The organism is Parenemella sanctibonifatiensis, assembly GCF_002250565.1.
Classification (GTDB): domain Bacteria; phylum Actinomycetota; class Actinomycetes; order Propionibacteriales; family Propionibacteriaceae; genus Parenemella; species Parenemella sanctibonifatiensis.
In genome coordinates this window covers 455076-470617 of record NZ_NMVJ01000006.1, presented here as the reverse complement: position 1 = coordinate 470617, position 15542 = coordinate 455076, and the positions used below count along the sequence as shown (strand labels likewise).

The window sequence follows — 15542 nt, the reverse complement described above, 5'->3', positions numbered from 1 at the left end:
CGGCGTGAATGAGCCCGAAGCTGGCCTCGACCTGGCGGGCGACGCCTCAAGCGAGGAGATCACCAACCCTGAGTCGGTCGACCGCAGTGTCCGGTCACCGCAGGATCGCTGGCGTACGTTTGGGCAGATTCTGGCCAACACGGCTGCCGCCAACATCACCACCAGCTTCCTGTGGTTTGCGGTGACGTTCTGGGTCTATCTCGAGACCCGAAATGTCATCGCAACCGGCTGGCTGGGCGGTGGCTACATGCTGCTGCTGGCCCTCACCTCGATCAGCTTCGGCACCTTCGTGGACCGCTATCGCAAGCTGACCGTGATGCGCTTCGCCGGCGGTTTCACACTCGTGATGTTCGCGCTGGCCGCAGTGGTGTACGCCATCACGCCGCCGGGCCAGCTCGGCGTGCTGACCGGCCCGTGGATGTGGTTGTTTGCCGGCTGCATCCTCATCGGCGCGATCGTGGAGAACATGCGCAACATCGCGCTGTCGACGACCGTCACGATCCTCATCGATCCGGACAAGCGCCCCAATGCCAACGGCCTCGTTGGCATGGTGCAAGGGATGGCGTTCATCGCGACCTCGGCCGTGTCAGGGCTTGCGGTGGGCCAGCTCGGCATCGGTTGGACCTTGGCCATCGCGATCGCCGTGAGCGCCGTGATCTTCTGCCACATGGTGACCCTGCGGATGCCCGAGGAACTGCAACCCGCGGCCAGCGATGCCCACGGCGCGTTCGACCTGATGGGGTCCTGGCGCGCGGTTGCGGCGATCTCCGGACTGTTCAGCCTGATCATCTTCTCCACCTTCAACAACTTCATTGGCGGCGCCTACATGGCGCTGCTGGATCCCTATGGACTGGAGATGTTCAGCGTCGAGGTCTGGGGCATCGTGTTCGCGGTGGCCGGCACCGGCTTCGTCGTCGGAGGCGCGCTGATCGGCAAGTTCGGTCTCGGCAAGAATCCGCTACGCACCATGTTGATGGCGGTGCTCGCGATGGCAGTCATCGGAGGCGTCTTCGTGCTGCGGGAGTGGGCGTGGCTCTTCATCGCGGGCATGTGGGCGTACATGGTCATCATCCCCGTGATTGAGGCCGGCGAGCAGAGTGTCATCCAGCGCGTGGTGCCCCTGGAACGCCAGGGCCGGGTCTTTGGCTTCGCCACCGCCTTCGAGGCGGGTGCGGCGCCGATCACATCCTTCCTGGTTGCTCCGATCGCGGAGTGGTTCATCATCCCGTGGGCGCGTACGCCCAACGGCGCCGCTGCCTTGGAGCCGCTGCTCGGCACCGGCAGCTCCCGCGGTATCGCCCTGATCTTTCTGGTCGCCTCGGCGATCCTGATCCTGGCTGCGGCACTGGCCTTCATCAGCCCGATCTATCGCCGACTCTCTGCCGAGTACGCCGAAGCCGCCCGGGGGGACCGGGAAGCGGAGGCCGCCGCCGGCTGAGCCTGGGGCCGGGGGCGTGCATTCTCGTCGACTCCATTGGACTCAGGGCCCGGAGTGGGGCATGGGGCGGCATCGAGTGGACGGATCTGCACAGGGATCGGGGCAACGGGGCCAAGTGGTCGATGCGCGGTGCGGCGCCGCAGGACCCGCGCAACCTCAGGATGCTGTAGTTGTGCAGGTGATTTCGGCCTGTCGACCTGCATATCTACAGCATCGCGTCGTTGTGCAGATGCGGCGGCCGGGGCGGCAGCTCACGATCGGTCACCCCGCTGGCTGCCCGCCCACCTCAGGCCCCTGTCGCGCCCCGAAGCGCTCCTGCGGAACGCCGGCGGGCGGCAACCGCCAGCGGTCACCCGATCGAGAGCTCAGTGACCTCGCCCGTCGACGGGGTGACGGCGTACACGAGATCGTGGGGTTGCCGGCGACCAAGCATCTGTTCGGGTGGTAGGCCGGCCAGCTGCCGGACCAGCATGCGGCCGATCATCTCGTGCGAGACAACCAATGGACGCAACCGGCCTGAGTGGCGAATCTCCTCGACTGCGCGGGCTGCACGTTCGTCGAGGTCGGCGTAGCTCTCGCCATCGGGGAACCGCCAGCGGTACTTGTCCTGCTCTCTGCTTGCACGCAGGCCCGGAAACGTAGCGTCGGCCTCACCCGCGGTCATGCCGGCCATCGCGCCATGGTGCATCTCGGCGAGATCGGCCAGCGTCGCCACCTCGATGCCGAGCGTGTCAGCGACGACCGCCGCTGTGTCCTGGGCCCGGCCAAGCGGGCTGGCAAAGATCGCATCAATGCGGAGTTCGACGGCGAACCGGGCAAGATCCTCGGCCGCTCGCCAGCCCGCAGGGGTGAGGGCTGAGTCAAGCTGGCCTTGCCACCGCTTCTCGAGGTTCCACTCGGTCTGCCCGTGTCGTGCGACGTATGTGACGGCGTTCGAACCCATCCCGCCAGTGAACCAGATCTCCGCCCACCACAGGTTGCGTCGTGGCGGTCAAGAGCCCGAGGCGTCACCGTCCAAGAGTGGGAGCAGATCGCGAAGGTCGCTGCACTCACGGACGATTTTTGCGCCATCCGGCGCCGGCCGACCATGTTCGTTGACCCAGGCGACGTCGATCTCGAGGGCGTTCGCGCCGGCAACGTCAGAACCCAGGGAGTCCCCCACATGGAGCACCTCGTGTGGGTCAAGTTCGAGCGCCCGGAGGCCAGCCTCGAAAAGCTCGGGGCGAGGTTTGTAGGAGCGGGCATCTTCGCTGGTCACGCTCAGGGGCAAGCGCAATCCGGTGTTGCGGATCGCTGTCTCCAGGTCGGCCCGGTCGATGTTGGAGACGACGCACACCGGGACCGGACATGAGGCGAGGAACTCGGCGGCTCCCGGGCGTAGCGCGGGCGACTGCCAGTATGCGAACTGATCGGCGGACAGTTCGACCGGATCGAGGCTGGCGCCGACGCGGGTGAGGACGATGGTCAGTGACTCGATCTCGAGTTCCCGCTGGGTGCGAAACGCGCCACCGTGTGAGGTCGCGAGAAGCCTGGCGAACTCCTGCCCCCAAGCCTGTGCCAGCGAAGCCCCCGAACACTCGGGCCGGTGCCGTTCGATCCGGCTGACGATGCTGCGAATCGCCGGACCATCCTCTTCCACCAGGGTCCCGTAGAAGTCCAACAGCAGCCCTCGATACTTCATGGATGCAGCATGCCAGAGCCGGTGCGAAACGCGTCTGAGTTCCTCCACCCCGGCAGTCGGGCCGCGCGGCAGAGGTGGCCAGCACCCCGAAACGCTCCCGAGGGAACGTCGTCGAGTCGGCTCGAGCCGAACCTGCACCTAGTAAGCCACCCATCCGCCCTGGCCTCCTGCGCCGTAAATGTGACGAAGTCTGCCCTCGCTGTAGTAGGCCACCTTCGCAGGGGCGAGGCTTTCCTCAAGCTCCGCTCGCAACGTCAGTCCGATGGCATCGAGTGCGTCGATCCTGTCAGCAACCTGTTGCCGTTCAACCTCGGTGAGCGGGATGATCGGCTGGTACGCGGCGTTCCACTCGAGGATCCGAGCACGCAGCCGATCCGGTATCTCGAGCTCCTCCAGTTCGAGCCCTTCATCGGCGTCCATGATGGACGGAGCAAGGTCGTCAGCCGAAAGGGTGAGGTACTTCATCGGGGCGATCCGGTTTCCGACGACGTCCAGTGGGCACTGTGGCGCATGGACCTAGTTTCCCACAGATTGACAGAGCAGCCTGGGGGTCGCTCGGGCGGCGCCCCAGGCGTTGCGCAACCTCAGGATGCTGTGGTTGTGCAGGTGATTTCGCCGATTCGACCTGCATCACTACAGCATCGCGTGGTCGCGCAGATTCGGCGGTCGCTGACTCCCAGGTCACCGTCAGACGCCACCGGTGCAAGCCGGCCAACCTTCAAGTAGAGGCTGTTGAACCCCCAGGCATTGCCGCGACAACGCCGACGGGCCGGCAGCCACAGCTGCCGGCCCGTCGGGCGTACGTCAGGCGGTCACTTCGTCAGCAGCGAGCGCAGCACGTACTGCAGGATGCCGCCGTTGGTGTAGTAGGACCGCTCGCCTGGGGTGTCGATGCGGACCACGGCGTCGAAGGTGATCGGCTCGCTGCCGTCCTTGGTCGCGGTGACCTTGACGGAGCTGATCATGCCGTCGTTGAGGCCCGTGACACCGCTGAAGGAGAAGGTCTCCTCACCGGTCAGGCCCAGCGATTCAGCACTCTCGCCCTCGGGGAACTGCAGCGGGAGGACGCCCATGCCGATCAGGTTGGAGCGGTGGATCCGCTCGTAGGACTCGGCGATGACGGCGCGTACGCCCAGCAGCGCGGTGCCCTTGGCCGCCCAGTCACGCGAGGAGCCGGAGCCGTACTCCTTGCCTGCCAGGACCACCAGCGGCGTACCGGCCTCGATGTAGTTGCGGCTGGCGTCATAGACCGTCGACACCGGAGCGTCGGCCTGGGTGAAGTCGCGGGTGAAGCCACCCTCGGTGCCCGGCGCCAGCTGGTTGCGCAGCCGGATGTTGGCGAAGGTGCCACGAATCATGACCTCGTGGTTGCCGCGCCGCGACCCGTAGGAGTTGAAGTCCAGCGGCTTCACCCCGTGCTCGGTCAGGTACTTGCCGGCCGGGCTGTCCAGCTTGATCGCACCAGCCGGGCTGATGTGGTCGGTGGTGACCGAGTCGCCGAGCTTGAGCAGGACCCGGGCGCCGTCGATGTCGGTGACCGGCTTCGGCTCGCGCTCCATGCCCTCGAAGTACGGAGGCTTGCGCACGTAGGTGGAGTCCTCACCCCAGGTGAAGGTGTCACCTTCTGGGGTGTCCAGCGAGGTCCACCGTTCGTCGCCGGCGAAGACGTCCTCGTAGCCACGGGTAAACATCTCAGAGTTGATCGCCTGGCCGATGACTTCGGCGATCTCGTTCTCGCTGGGCCAGATGTCGGCCAGGAAGACGTCCTTGCCGTCCTTGTCCTGCCCGATCGGATCGGACTCGAAGTCCAGGTCCATCCGGCCGGCAAGGGCGTACGCCACCACCAGCGGCGGGCTTGCGAGGTAGTTCATCTTCACGTCGGGGTTGATCCGACCCTCGAAGTTACGGTTGCCCGACAGCACCGACACGACCGCGAGGTCGTTGTTGTTGACGGCCTCGGAGACCTCGGGGATCAGCGGGCCGGAGTTGCCGATGCAGGTGGTGCAGCCGTAGCCGACCAGGTCGAAGTCCAGCTGCTGCAGGTAGGGCATCAGCCCGGACTTCTCGAAGTACTCGGTCACGACCTTCGACCCCGGTGCCAGGGTGGTCTTCACCCACGGCTTGCGCTCCAGGCCCTTCTCGACGGCGTTGCGGGCCAGCAGCGCAGCACCGATCATCACGCTCGGGTTGGAGGTGTTGGTGCACGACGTGATCGCCGCCAGCGCAACCGCGCCGTGGTCGATCTCGGCCTGCTTGCCGTCGATCGTGATGGTGGTCTTGTGCTCGGGACGAGCAGCGCGACCGGTCAGCTTGGTCGCGGCCTCGGAGATCCGGCCGGCGACGTTCTTGACGGTCTCGTTGGAGCGGACCTCGTCGATGGCGCCCTGGACCTGCGGGCTGTTGATCACCTTGTCGGCGGCATCTTGCAGCGCGTCGACGGCCTTGGTGCCCGCCTCGCTGATCGCATCCGCCGCCTTGCCGATGAACGCCGGGTAGCCGGGCTCGGCGCCCTCTTCCTCACCGGGCGCGCCGCTGGCCGGATCAGAGGCAGCCATCGACTCCTCCACCGTCTTGTCGTAGCCCTTGAGCTCCTCGGCGCTGACGTAGTTGCGCAGGTCGGAGTTGAACTGACGCTTGGCCTGCGACAGCAGGATGCGGTCCTGGGGACGCTTCGGGCCAGCGATGCTGGGGACGACGTCGCCCAGGTCCAGCTCGAGGTATTCCGAGTAGCGAGGCTCGTGGTCGTCGCAGTGCCACAGGCCCTGCGTCTTGGCGTACGCCTCGATGAGCGCGATCTGCTCCTCGCTGCGGCCGGTGAGGCGCAGATAGTCGGTGGTCTTGTCGTCGATCGGGAAGACGGCGATGGTCGAGCCGTACTCCGGGCTCATGTTGCCGATGGTGGCGCGGTTGGCCAGCGGCACCTCGGACACGCCCGGACCGTAGAACTCGACGAACTTGCCGACCACACCGTGCTCGCGCAGCATCTCGGTGATGGTGAGCACCAGGTCGGTGGCGGTGGTGCCCTCCGGCAGCTTGCCGGACAGCTTGAAGCCGACCACGCGCGGCACCAGCATCGACACGGGCTGGCCGAGCATGGCCGCCTCGGCCTCGATGCCGCCCACGCCCCAGCCGACCACACCCAGGCCGTTGACCATGGTCGTGTGCGAGTCGGTGCCCACACAGGTGTCGGGGTACGCCTGCAGCACACCGTTGACCTCGCGCGGGAAGATCACGCGCGCCAGGTGCTCGATGTTGACCTGGTGCACGATGCCGGTGCCCGGCGGGACGACCTTGAAGTCGTCGAAGGCGGTCTGGCCCCACCGCAGGAACTGGTAGCGCTCCTCGTTGCGGTGGTACTCGATCTCGACGTTGCGCTCGAACGCATCCGGCGTACCGAAGACGTCAGCGATGACGGAGTGGTCGATGACCAGCTCGGCCGGCGAGAGCGGATTGATCTTGGCGGCATCGCCACCGAGCTCGGCGACGGCCTCACGCATGGTGGCCAGGTCGACGACACAGGGCACACCGGTGAAGTCCTGCATGATCACGCGGGCCGGCGTGAACTGGATCTCGTGGGAGGGCTCAGCCTTGGCATCCCAGTTGCCCAGCGCGCGGATGTGGTCGGCGGTGATGTTGGCGCCGTCCTCGGTGCGGAGCAGGTTCTCCAGCAGCACCTTGAGGCTGAAGGGAAGGTCCTCGGCACCCTCCACCGCATCAAGCTTGAAGATTTCGTACGACGCGCCTGCCACATCCAATGTGGCCTTGGCGTCAAAGCTGTTGAGACTCATGGACACTCCCGACTCTGCTTTTATCTTGACATCAAGATACCACAGCGTTGTGATGCTGCGGTGACGGTCGCAGTCTCTCACCGCCCTGACATCACCGGCAGGTGAGGGTCCCCTTCCTTGGCCGTCGAGCCGAGCACACTACGGCGCCAGAATGGCCAATATTCACCGCGCCAGAATGGCCAATATTCACCGCGCCAGAATGGCCAATATTCACCGCGCCAGAATGGCGACGCACTCGATGTGGTGGGTCTGGGGAAACAGATCGAAGGCGCGGATCGAGGTCGGGGCGTAGCCCATCGCCTCGGCGTGGCGCAGGTCGCGGGCCAGCGCCGCCGGGTCGCAGGCGACATACGCGATCCGGCGCGGCCGCCGCGACGCGATCTGGCTGATGACGTTCTTGCCGGCGCCCGTACGCGGCGGGTCGAGCACGACCAGATCAGTCGACTTGGGCAGTCGGGCCAGCATCTTCTCCATGGAGCCGGCGGTGAAGCGTACGCCGGCGACATTGCGCTTGGCGTGTTCGACGGCGGCACGATTGCCCTCGACACCCCACATCTGTACGCCGGCATCGGCCAAGGCTGCGGCAAAGACACCGACCCCGCAGTAGAGATCGAAGCCCCGCTCCCCCGGGTTGGGCTCCAATCCGGCCAGCACGGCGGCGCTGAGCACCTCGACCGCTGCCGGATGGGCCTGCCAGAAACCTTGGGCATCCACCTCGAAGCGCCGCCCGAGCGCCTCCTCGGTGACCACGACATCCGATTCGTCGACCATCACCTCGGTGCCGGAAGCGGCCCGAACCAGATCGATGCTGCGCGGGGACCCGTCGGGCCAGCCGGGCAGGTCGATGTCGGTGCCGGCGATCTCGGGAGCAGCAGTCGCGCAGCCGCTGGTGGGCAGCGGCACCACGTCGTGGGAGCGGTGCCGGCGCATCCCCAACCCCGGGCCACCGGGCTGGGCCGGCTCAGTGGCCCAGTATCGCATCCGGCGCCGCCAGCCCCATCGCGGTTCAGGCGACTCCATGTGGCCATGCCACGTGATGCCGGCGAGTCGCTCCAACTGCTCTGCCACCACTGCCTGCTTCCAACGCCCCTGGCCAGCGGCGGAGACATGCTGCAGGTCACAACCACCGCAGCCGCCCGGCCCAGCGATGGGACACCGAGGCGTCACGCGGTCATCGGAGGGCTCCAGCACCTCAACCGCGTCGCCACGCCAGAACCTCGCCTGAGACACATCGGTGAGGCGGACGCGCACCAGTTCCCCGGGTAGCGCGTGGCGTACGAAGATCACCCGGCGCGTCTCCCCCTGCGGTAGCCGGGCCACCGCATGGCCGCCGTGGGCGACCGACTCGACTTGAACCGGACCGACCAGATCGCCGACGGCAGCCGCCGGGCTGGCGGTGTCGGCGGGCGCGGTCGAGTCGCTGGGGCTGCTGGTGGACATGGGGCGCACTGTACTCAGTGGCACGCCCCGGAGTAGCGTGACCGCACGGCACTTGCCACCAAGGGCGATCCGGACCGCTGCGTCGGCTGGACGCATGGGAATCGACAGGACCGGAGGGGTCGTGCACATCGTCATCATGGGCTGTGGCCGGCTCGGATCGATGCTGGCCATCGGCCTGGAGAAGCGTGGCCATTCCGTCGCCGTCATCGACCAGGACCCGGCCGCCTTCCGCCGGCTGCCGGACCACTTCCAGGGCGGGACGGTGGAGGGCATCGGCTTCGACCGTGACGTGCTGCGTCGGGCCGGCATCGAGCACGCGGATGGCTTCGCAGCGGTCTCCAGCGGCGACAACTCCAACATCCTTGCCGCCCGGGTGGTGCGCGAGGAGTTCCAGGTCGAGAACGTGGTGGCGCGGATCTATGACCAAGGTCGCGCCGAGGTCTACGAGCGGCTCGGCATCCCCACCGTTGCGACCATCCGGTGGGCGGCCCGGCAGGTGCTGCGGCGCCTGTTGCCCGAGGGGTCCGAACCGGTCTGGCGGGATCCGTCGGGCCAGGTCCGGCTGCTCCAGGTGCACGCCCATCCGGACTGGATCGGGGCCCGGATCAGCAAACTGCAGGAACGCTGCGGGGCGCCACTGCCCTTCATCCTGCGTGCCGGCACCGGCATGGTGCCGCACGCCGGCACCGTCTTCCAGGCCGGCGACCTGCTGTATGCAGCAGTCGAAAATGATCGGGTCGGCGAGGTCGAAACGATCCTCGGCAATCCGCCCAGCCACCGTCCCGAGGGACGTCAGAGTGAGGGACGCGCATGAGGGTCGTCATTGCCGGAGCGGGCAAAGCCGGTCGGTCGATCGCCCAGGAACTGCTCATCAGCGGGCACGACGTGCTGTTGGTGGACAAGGAGCCCGAGGCGATTCGACCTGAGGACGTGCCCGGGGCGACGTGGTTGCTGGCCGATGCCTGTGAGCTGTCCAGCTTGGAGGAGGCCGACTTGGAATCAGCCGACGTGGCGGTGGCGGCCACCGGCGATGACAAGGCCAACCTGGTGCATTCCCTGCTGGCGCGGTCGGAGTTCGGCGTGCCCCGCACGATCGCGCGGGTCAACCATCCGCGCAACGAATGGATGTTCACCGAAGCCTGGGGAGTGGACATGGCGGTCTCCACGCCACGGCTGATGTGTGCCTTGGTCGAGGAAGCCGTCACCGTTGGCGACCTGGTCCGACTGTTCACGTTCCAGCGCAGCGAGACCAGCCTGATGGAATTCACGCTGCCCGGCGACTCTCCCATCGTCGGCAGCTCGGTCGGTGACCTGGTGTTGCCGCGCGGGGCAGTCCTGGTGGCGGTGATCCGCAACGGCGTCGCCGCCGCCCCGGATCCCGAGCACCGATTCGGCCCCGCCGACGAGCTCGTGTTCCTGCTGTCGGAGCAGCAACACGAAGACCTGCGGGCGATGCTGGCGCCGGGCAACGAGGACTGACCGGCGGTCGGGGTCAGAGCAGGTCGTAGCGCGGGTTGTGAATGACCGGGCGGCCATCCAGTTCGCAGCGGAAGCCACGCACCCGCACCTTGGCACCGACCTCGATGCCAGGGATGGCATCGGGGGCCAGCCACACCAGGGTGAGCTGGCCGGTGCCGTCATCGAAGGCTGCCTCGAACTGGCCCGGTTCGATGCTGGTGCCGACGATCTGACCCGACAGGTCCACCCGGGAGCGGTCCTTGCTGGCGCCGACGGTGTCGTGTCGCCGCGACGTACGCGGCGCGCGGACACACTCGGCAGGGGCCGGAGCGGCGGGCTCGTCTGCGCCGCGCCGCCCCAGCCAACGAGTGAGGGGATTACCGGGCATGGCTGTGGGTCAGTTCCGCTCGACTGTCACGTCGTCGGGCAGCACGAACTCCAGCAGTTCACCGGGCGCCTTCGGGTCATCCCCGCGTCGCACGATGACGTTGTGGAAGCACTCGAGGAGCTCCTCAGGCGTACCTTCCTCCATCGCCGCCTTGCCCATGATGATGCCGCGCAGCACCCACCGGGGGCCGTGCACCAGCCAGGTCCGGGTCGGCACGATGACGTTCTTGCCCTCGGGCGTCCGCACCGGCAGCAGGCGCTTCAGCTCGGTGCCGAACGGCCCCTCGACCAGATTGGCCGACCCGCCCTGATTCTTGGCGTTGTTGATGAGTTCGTCGCGAATCTCGGTGATGTAGCCCCGGGCGCGTGGTGCCGCGTACGCCGACAGCTCCAGCACTGAGTCGTCGTGCATCACCATCGCGCGCTGGATCTGCTGGGTCTGCGGGTCGGCGTGCAACTGCAGCTTCATCCCCTCGAAGGGGGTGATGATCATGCCGCCGAAGTCCATCCGCTCGACCGGATCATTCTCCAGGTCGACCTCGGCGAAGTCGAAGGGGCCGTCCGCGCGCCAGTCCTGCTTGTCCAGCTCGTCGAAGTCGGGGTCATCGGAGTCGTCGTCCGCATCGGAGTCGTCGTCGGTGTCGTCCTCATCGGCGTCGTCCGCGTCGGCCTGGTCGAGGTCATCGTCCTCCTCGTCCTCGGCGTCGTCCTCATCGGCCTCGGTGTCAAGCACCTCGTCCTCGATCGGGTCCTCGTCGGACTTCTTCTTGCCACGCTTACGGCCGAAGATCACGTTGCGAACTCCTGTTGGATTGCGGTCAGGGGCGTCACGAGCACACGCGCGGCCCAATGTAGTCCCCCACGGTGCCGATCCTGCAACGCCGGCTCAGCCCGCGCTGGGCTGGTCGGGCCCGGCGGCCGCGATGCGGGTCAACGCCGAGGCCAGCTGCTGCGGATGCCGGGTGCTGACCACCCAGTAGGGATGGACATCGGCCGGGTCGGCCACCATCACCTTGACGGCCCGGGACGCCCACGGGCAGGTTGCCAGAAAGGCGCGTACGTCGCCGCCGGGGCCGAGCAGGTCCTTGCCCTGTGCCTCGTCGAGGGCTGTGGCCTGGCCCAGCCACGCCGGCTCCAGGAGGTTGCGGTTGACTCGGAATCCGTCAGTGTCGACGCGAATCCGGGGCGCCCAAGCCAGCAGCCCGGCGATGGTGAGGGTCACAACCGCGATGCCGGCGACGATCCCGACCGGGCCGGGCACGTACATGATGATGGCCAAGGCGAGCATCCCGCACAGGATCATGGCGATCACCCACCACGACACCGGAGGCACGACGACCTCCCGGTACGCCGGGGCCGGGCGACTGGGGCTGGTTGACGACGAAGGCTGGGTCGGGCTGTCCGTGCTCACCACGCCAGCCTAGGCGACCTGCGCGGTCGCCGCGTGAGGGTGGCTCTACGATGGCGGAGACGACATCACGACGCTCAACACGAAACCAACAGGTCAACGCCAACCGACCAACAGGTCAACAGAAGGAGTACCGATGGGACCCTCGCAACAGATTCTCTGGAAGATCTACGCCGGCGTGCTGGGTGCGTTGACGACGGTCGCGGTCAAGAAGGGCCTCGAGGCAGGCTGGAAGGCCGTCACCGGCGAGGAGCCGCCCGAGCCCAACGACCCTGAGACCCCGGCCTGGCAGGCCTTCACCTGGGCAGCAGCCAGCGGCGTCGGCATGGGCGTGGCACAGCTGCTGGTGCACCGCTTCACGGGCCGCCGCTGGCAGCGCAACATCGGCACCAAGGCGCCGGGCATCCAGAAGACCAAGCTGTGGATCTGAGGCGCTGAGCCGCACCAGCTGCGGCACCCGGAACACCAAACGTGGGCGAGCCCCGGCATCAGGCCGGGGCTCGCCCACGTTCAGCTTCGGTATCGGTGCGGCTGCGGTAGCAGCGCAGGCCCGGGTCAGGCGGCGCAGTCGACGCAGTAGCTCTGACCGTTCTTGGTCTCAGCGAGCTGGCTGCGGTTGCGGACCAGGAAACAGCCGAAGCAGGTGAACTCGTCCTCCTGACGGGGCAGCACGCGTACGGTCAGTTCTTCATTGGACAGGTCTGCGCCCGGCAGCTCGAAGGATTCGGCGGCCTCGGCCTCGTCCTCGTCGATCTTGCCCGAGTTCTGGTCGTTGCGGCGCGACTTGATCTCCTCGATCGAGTCCTCGCGCATCTCCTCGTCGGTCTTGCGTGGGGCGTCATAGTCAGTCGCCATGGTTCTCCTTGTCTGGCTGGCTGGTGTTGTCTGGCTGGGTGGTGCAAGCGTGGATCTCGTTCGGGTGGGGTCGTGCCGGTGACCAACTGAGTGGTCGGGGCCCATCACGGCCGGCTGTCGCTCCGCGAGCGCCTCCCTCTACGCGCGGAGCTGCGATACGACGGCTTTCTTCTACCACAGAAACGGACAGATGCCAATATCTGGCGGTCAATTCGGAAGAAATCGGCGGGGAGTCGGCTCGGACGGCGTCGGTCGCGCGAGCCTCCGGGGTGCGAGCGACATGGCGCGGTAGGTTACTGTTCGAACTTCGCAACCGGCGCAGACAGGGAAGGTTTCATGGACAGTGCACTGACGCCCCGTGAGATCCAGGCTCGGATCCGGGCGGGAGAGCCGGTGGCCGAGGTCGCCGAGGCCGCCGGTGTCAGCGTGGAGTCGCTTGCCGGTTTCGCCGGCCCGGTGTTGGCCGAACGGGCCCACATGGCATCAAACGCGCTGTCCTCGACCGTACGACGCAAGGGCGAGTCCTCTGGCCACCGCACCTTGGCTGCCGCCAGTGAGGACGTGCTGCGCGGAGCTGGACTCGATCCCGACTCAGTCGAATGGGACTCCTGGCGCGACCACAACCGTGCTTGGCATGTGACCGCGACCTACACCCGGGACGGCGACGAGGCCCGAGCGGTGTTCGACTTCGACCACCAGCGCCGCTTCAACGTCCCGGCCAACGACGCTGCCCGCTGGATCATCGGCGAGGTGGGGTCGGCTGCCGACGAACCGACGGTTGACCTGGCTCGGGAGACCGATGACGAGCTTGCGATCGTGCGGGTCGTCAACGACGAGGACGAGTCCGAGATTGACCCGGATCAGGCGTTGCCCGAACCGATGCTGGGCACCGGCCAGATCGAGCGGCCGGTCATCGAGGGCGATGTGGATGACGATTTCGAGGACTCGGTCGGCACCGCTGACTTCGAGGAGAACGAGGACGGCACCTACGAGATCATCCCGCCCAGCACCAGCGATCTGGACGTGCTCTACGACATGCTGGGTGGCTTCAACGAGGATTCGGTACGCATCTACGCCGGCCTGAGCGAACCGCCTGAGGGTGAGCCCCGCACGGAGCCGGTGGTACGCGAGCCCGACCCGGAACCGGCCGAGCCTGAGGCCCAGGACCAGCGAGGTCCGCTCGAACCCGAGCAGCCCGACCTGTGGGAGGGCGAAGAGGAGACGCCCGCCCCGGCCCCGGAGCCCAAGAGCTCCCGCAAGCGGGGCCGTCGCGCCTCGGTGCCGAGTTGGGACGAGATCATGTTCGGCTCACCGAAGCGCAAGAACTGAGCTACCTGACGGTCGGCTCAGCGCTGGATCACCACGAGCGGGACCTCCATCTCGTCCGGCGTCAACGATCCGTGGACGCCGACCAGCTCCCACTCCCCCGGCATCGTCACGGTGCCGACCACCTCGGCGGAACGCATCGCGACCAGCACGTCACCGATGCGGTCCGCCAGTGACCGATCCACCGGGCCGAACCAGTTCTCGGCGATGGCCTCCTCGCGGGTACGGATCCACGCGCGGTCGCCCCAGTGGTCCCGCCACCGCTGCGCCACAGCGCCCGGTTCCTGGCTGTACAGCTGCCGTAGCCGCAACTCCCCGCCCACCAGGTCGACCCCGGCGGCCAGGTCGGCCTGCTCCTCGAGCACGGTCAGCTCACCTGCGTCGATCATGCCGTGGTCGCCGGTGACGACCAGCGCGGTGCCGTTCGGCAACTGTGCGGCAACCTCGGCGACGAAGCCGTCGATGCGACGCAGCGTTGAGCGCCAAGCATCGGAGTCCACGCCGCTGCCGTGCCCGGTGTGGTCCAACATCCGTAGGTAGGCGTACGTCAGACTCCGGCTACTGCTACGGCTGGCGATCGAGACCCGTTCGGCAAACTCAGCGCTGTCGGACTCGTCCACGACCCCGTTGAGCCGGCCACCTCGCAGTGCGCAACCGGTCAATCCGCTGCCCTGGAAATGGGCGGGATTGACCACCTGACTGCGTACCCCTTGCTCGGCGAGCCGCTCGAAGACCGTCGGGCGAGCCTGCAGGTCAACCGCGCGCAGGCCGGGACGCCAGGTCAGTGCGTTGAGGATGCTGCCGTGGTGGCGGAAGGTGTAGCCGACGATCCCGTGCTGGCCCGGCGGCAGGCCGGTGCCCAACGAGGTCACCGACGTGGCAGTGGTGCTGGGGACACCGCTGGTCAAGGTACTGACGCGATGCCGGGCCAGGTGCGGCGCAAGATCGGTGTGGGCCTCCAACAGCCGACCACCCAGCCCGTCGACCAGCAGCACCACGTAACGGTCAGCTTCGGGCACGGCGCAGACGCCGGGAACGTCCGTCATGCTCGCGGTGCCGCCGAGCCGTTCCGCCACGGTGCTCATCAGGTTGGCCAACGTGGAGCGCTCCCACAGTGGGAGCACCATCGGGGGCAGCCCAGTCATGCGCGGGTGACGTGCTGCAGTTGCAGTCCCAGCGCCAGCAGCTTGTCAACCATCGAGCTGCCTTCGGCGGTGGCGCTGACCCGCACGGTCAGGTCATCACCGGCGGCGGAACCGGTGTAGCCGTGGTCGGCGGTGCAGTCCGGGTCGGCACAGGCGGCCGGCTCCAGGTCGATCCGGCGCATTCCGCCCCAGCCCACCGTCAGCCAGGCTTCGGAGACCAGCGGCTTGCGCGGGTCGTACTTCTCGGGGCTGGCCAGCATCCGACTCAACGCGACGTTGCGGATCTGGTGCAGCGGCACCGACTCGGTGGTGGTGGCAGCCTGCGGGTGCGGCGACGGCGGGTCGGCGGCGCGGGTCTCGTCGGTGTGACTGATCAGGAGCCGGGTCGCGGTGAGCGCCAGCACGGTGATGTGGCGGTGCAGACCGTCGTTGTCGAAAGTGGGTTCCTGTTGCAGCGCGTGAGCGAGGAGCTCCTCATCCCCGACGGTCTGCAGCAACGTGTCGGCGACTAGTTCGGGGAAGTACCCGCTGGCGGCGATGTCGGCGACCAACTGCTCTCGCATCGGGTCCGAGGACGGGTCGGTGGCGCGCTGAAAAGGAGTCACAGGCCGCAGCC

At 67.4% G+C, this 15542-nt stretch carries 16 protein-coding genes; 5 read left to right on the top strand and 11 right to left on the bottom strand.

Features of this window, described 5'->3' with window-relative positions:
* Positions 1 to 4: 4 nt before the first annotated feature.
* The gene (locus CGZ91_RS06700; RefSeq protein WP_229116476.1) at positions 5 to 1438 is read left to right on the top strand and encodes an MFS transporter; all 1434 of its coding nucleotides are present in this window, start codon (positions 5 to 7) and stop codon (positions 1436 to 1438) included.
* A 349-nt stretch (positions 1439 to 1787) separates the two neighbouring features.
* Here the strand turns inward: CGZ91_RS06700 and CGZ91_RS06695 are convergent, their stop codons facing one another.
* From CGZ91_RS06695 to CGZ91_RS06675, 5 genes are all read right to left on the bottom strand, one after another.
* Complete coding sequence (locus CGZ91_RS06695; RefSeq protein ID WP_094453617.1) at positions 1788 to 2381, bottom strand: histidine phosphatase family protein; 594 nt, start codon at positions 2379 to 2381, stop codon at positions 1788 to 1790.
* Positions 2382 to 2429: 48 nt separating this feature from the next.
* Positions 2430 to 3119: an HAD family hydrolase gene (locus CGZ91_RS06690; RefSeq protein ID WP_094453615.1), complete on the bottom strand. Its 690-nt coding sequence runs from the start codon at positions 3117 to 3119 to the stop codon at positions 2430 to 2432.
* A 138-nt stretch (positions 3120 to 3257) separates the two neighbouring features.
* Complete coding sequence (locus tag CGZ91_RS06685; RefSeq protein ID WP_094453613.1) at positions 3258 to 3584, bottom strand: hypothetical protein; 327 nt, start codon at positions 3582 to 3584, stop codon at positions 3258 to 3260.
* Between the two features lie 347 nt (positions 3585 to 3931).
* Positions 3932 to 6907: an aconitate hydratase gene (locus CGZ91_RS06680; protein WP_094453611.1), complete on the bottom strand. Its 2976-nt coding sequence runs from the start codon at positions 6905 to 6907 to the stop codon at positions 3932 to 3934.
* 210 nt (positions 6908 to 7117) lie between these two features.
* The gene (locus CGZ91_RS06675; RefSeq protein ID WP_094453609.1) at positions 7118 to 8347 is read right to left on the bottom strand and encodes a class I SAM-dependent RNA methyltransferase; all 1230 of its coding nucleotides are present in this window, start codon (positions 8345 to 8347) and stop codon (positions 7118 to 7120) included.
* Between the two features lie 94 nt (positions 8348 to 8441).
* Here CGZ91_RS06675 and CGZ91_RS06670 point away from each other — a divergent pair, with 94 nt between their 5' ends.
* Positions 8442 to 9161, top strand: a complete 720-nt coding sequence (locus tag CGZ91_RS06670) for a potassium channel family protein (protein WP_094453607.1) — start codon at positions 8442 to 8444, stop codon at positions 9159 to 9161.
* The gene (locus tag CGZ91_RS06665) at positions 9158 to 9826 is read left to right on the top strand and encodes a potassium channel family protein (protein ID WP_094453605.1); all 669 of its coding nucleotides are present in this window, start codon (positions 9158 to 9160) and stop codon (positions 9824 to 9826) included. The genes CGZ91_RS06670 and CGZ91_RS06665 overlap by 4 nt, the downstream gene beginning before the upstream one ends.
* Positions 9827 to 9839: 13 nt before the next feature.
* Here the strand turns inward: CGZ91_RS06665 and CGZ91_RS14005 are convergent, their stop codons facing one another.
* From CGZ91_RS14005 to CGZ91_RS06650, 3 genes are all read right to left on the bottom strand, one after another.
* Positions 9840 to 10193 (bottom strand): single stranded DNA-binding domain-containing protein, encoded by a 354-nt coding sequence (locus tag CGZ91_RS14005; protein WP_144276821.1) that lies wholly within the window; start codon positions 10191 to 10193, stop codon positions 9840 to 9842.
* A 9-nt stretch (positions 10194 to 10202) separates the two neighbouring features.
* Positions 10203 to 10985, bottom strand: a complete 783-nt coding sequence (locus tag CGZ91_RS06655; RefSeq protein ID WP_094453601.1) for a DUF3710 domain-containing protein — start codon at positions 10983 to 10985, stop codon at positions 10203 to 10205.
* A gap of 93 nt (positions 10986 to 11078) precedes the next feature.
* The gene (locus tag CGZ91_RS06650) at positions 11079 to 11603 is read right to left on the bottom strand and encodes a DUF3093 domain-containing protein (protein WP_144276820.1); all 525 of its coding nucleotides are present in this window, start codon (positions 11601 to 11603) and stop codon (positions 11079 to 11081) included.
* 133 nt (positions 11604 to 11736) lie between these two features.
* On the opposite strand from CGZ91_RS06650, the gene CGZ91_RS06645 reads away from it, so the two are divergent.
* The gene (locus tag CGZ91_RS06645; RefSeq protein WP_094453597.1) at positions 11737 to 12030 is read left to right on the top strand and encodes a DUF4235 domain-containing protein; all 294 of its coding nucleotides are present in this window, start codon (positions 11737 to 11739) and stop codon (positions 12028 to 12030) included.
* A gap of 125 nt (positions 12031 to 12155) precedes the next feature.
* On the opposite strand, the gene CGZ91_RS06640 is transcribed toward CGZ91_RS06645, so the two are convergent.
* Positions 12156 to 12455: a DUF4193 domain-containing protein gene (locus tag CGZ91_RS06640; protein WP_094451002.1), complete on the bottom strand. Its 300-nt coding sequence runs from the start codon at positions 12453 to 12455 to the stop codon at positions 12156 to 12158.
* A 336-nt stretch (positions 12456 to 12791) separates the two neighbouring features.
* Here CGZ91_RS06640 and sepH point away from each other — a divergent pair, with 336 nt between their 5' ends.
* On the top strand, positions 12792 to 13784 hold the full coding sequence (sepH, locus tag CGZ91_RS06635; protein ID WP_094453595.1) for a septation protein SepH: 993 nt from the start codon (positions 12792 to 12794) through the stop codon (positions 13782 to 13784).
* Between the two features lie 17 nt (positions 13785 to 13801).
* Here the strand turns inward: sepH and CGZ91_RS06630 are convergent, their stop codons facing one another.
* Together CGZ91_RS06630 and CGZ91_RS06625 are read right to left on the bottom strand one after the other, a co-directional pair.
* A complete protein-coding gene (locus CGZ91_RS06630; protein WP_179229251.1) occupies positions 13802 to 14908 on the bottom strand; it encodes an alkaline phosphatase family protein in 1107 nt (368 codons plus the stop codon).
* Positions 14909 to 14922: 14 nt separating this feature from the next.
* Complete coding sequence (locus CGZ91_RS06625; protein WP_229116474.1) at positions 14923 to 15531, bottom strand: DUF5998 family protein; 609 nt, start codon at positions 15529 to 15531, stop codon at positions 14923 to 14925.
* Between the last annotated feature and the right edge of the window lie 11 nt (positions 15532 to 15542).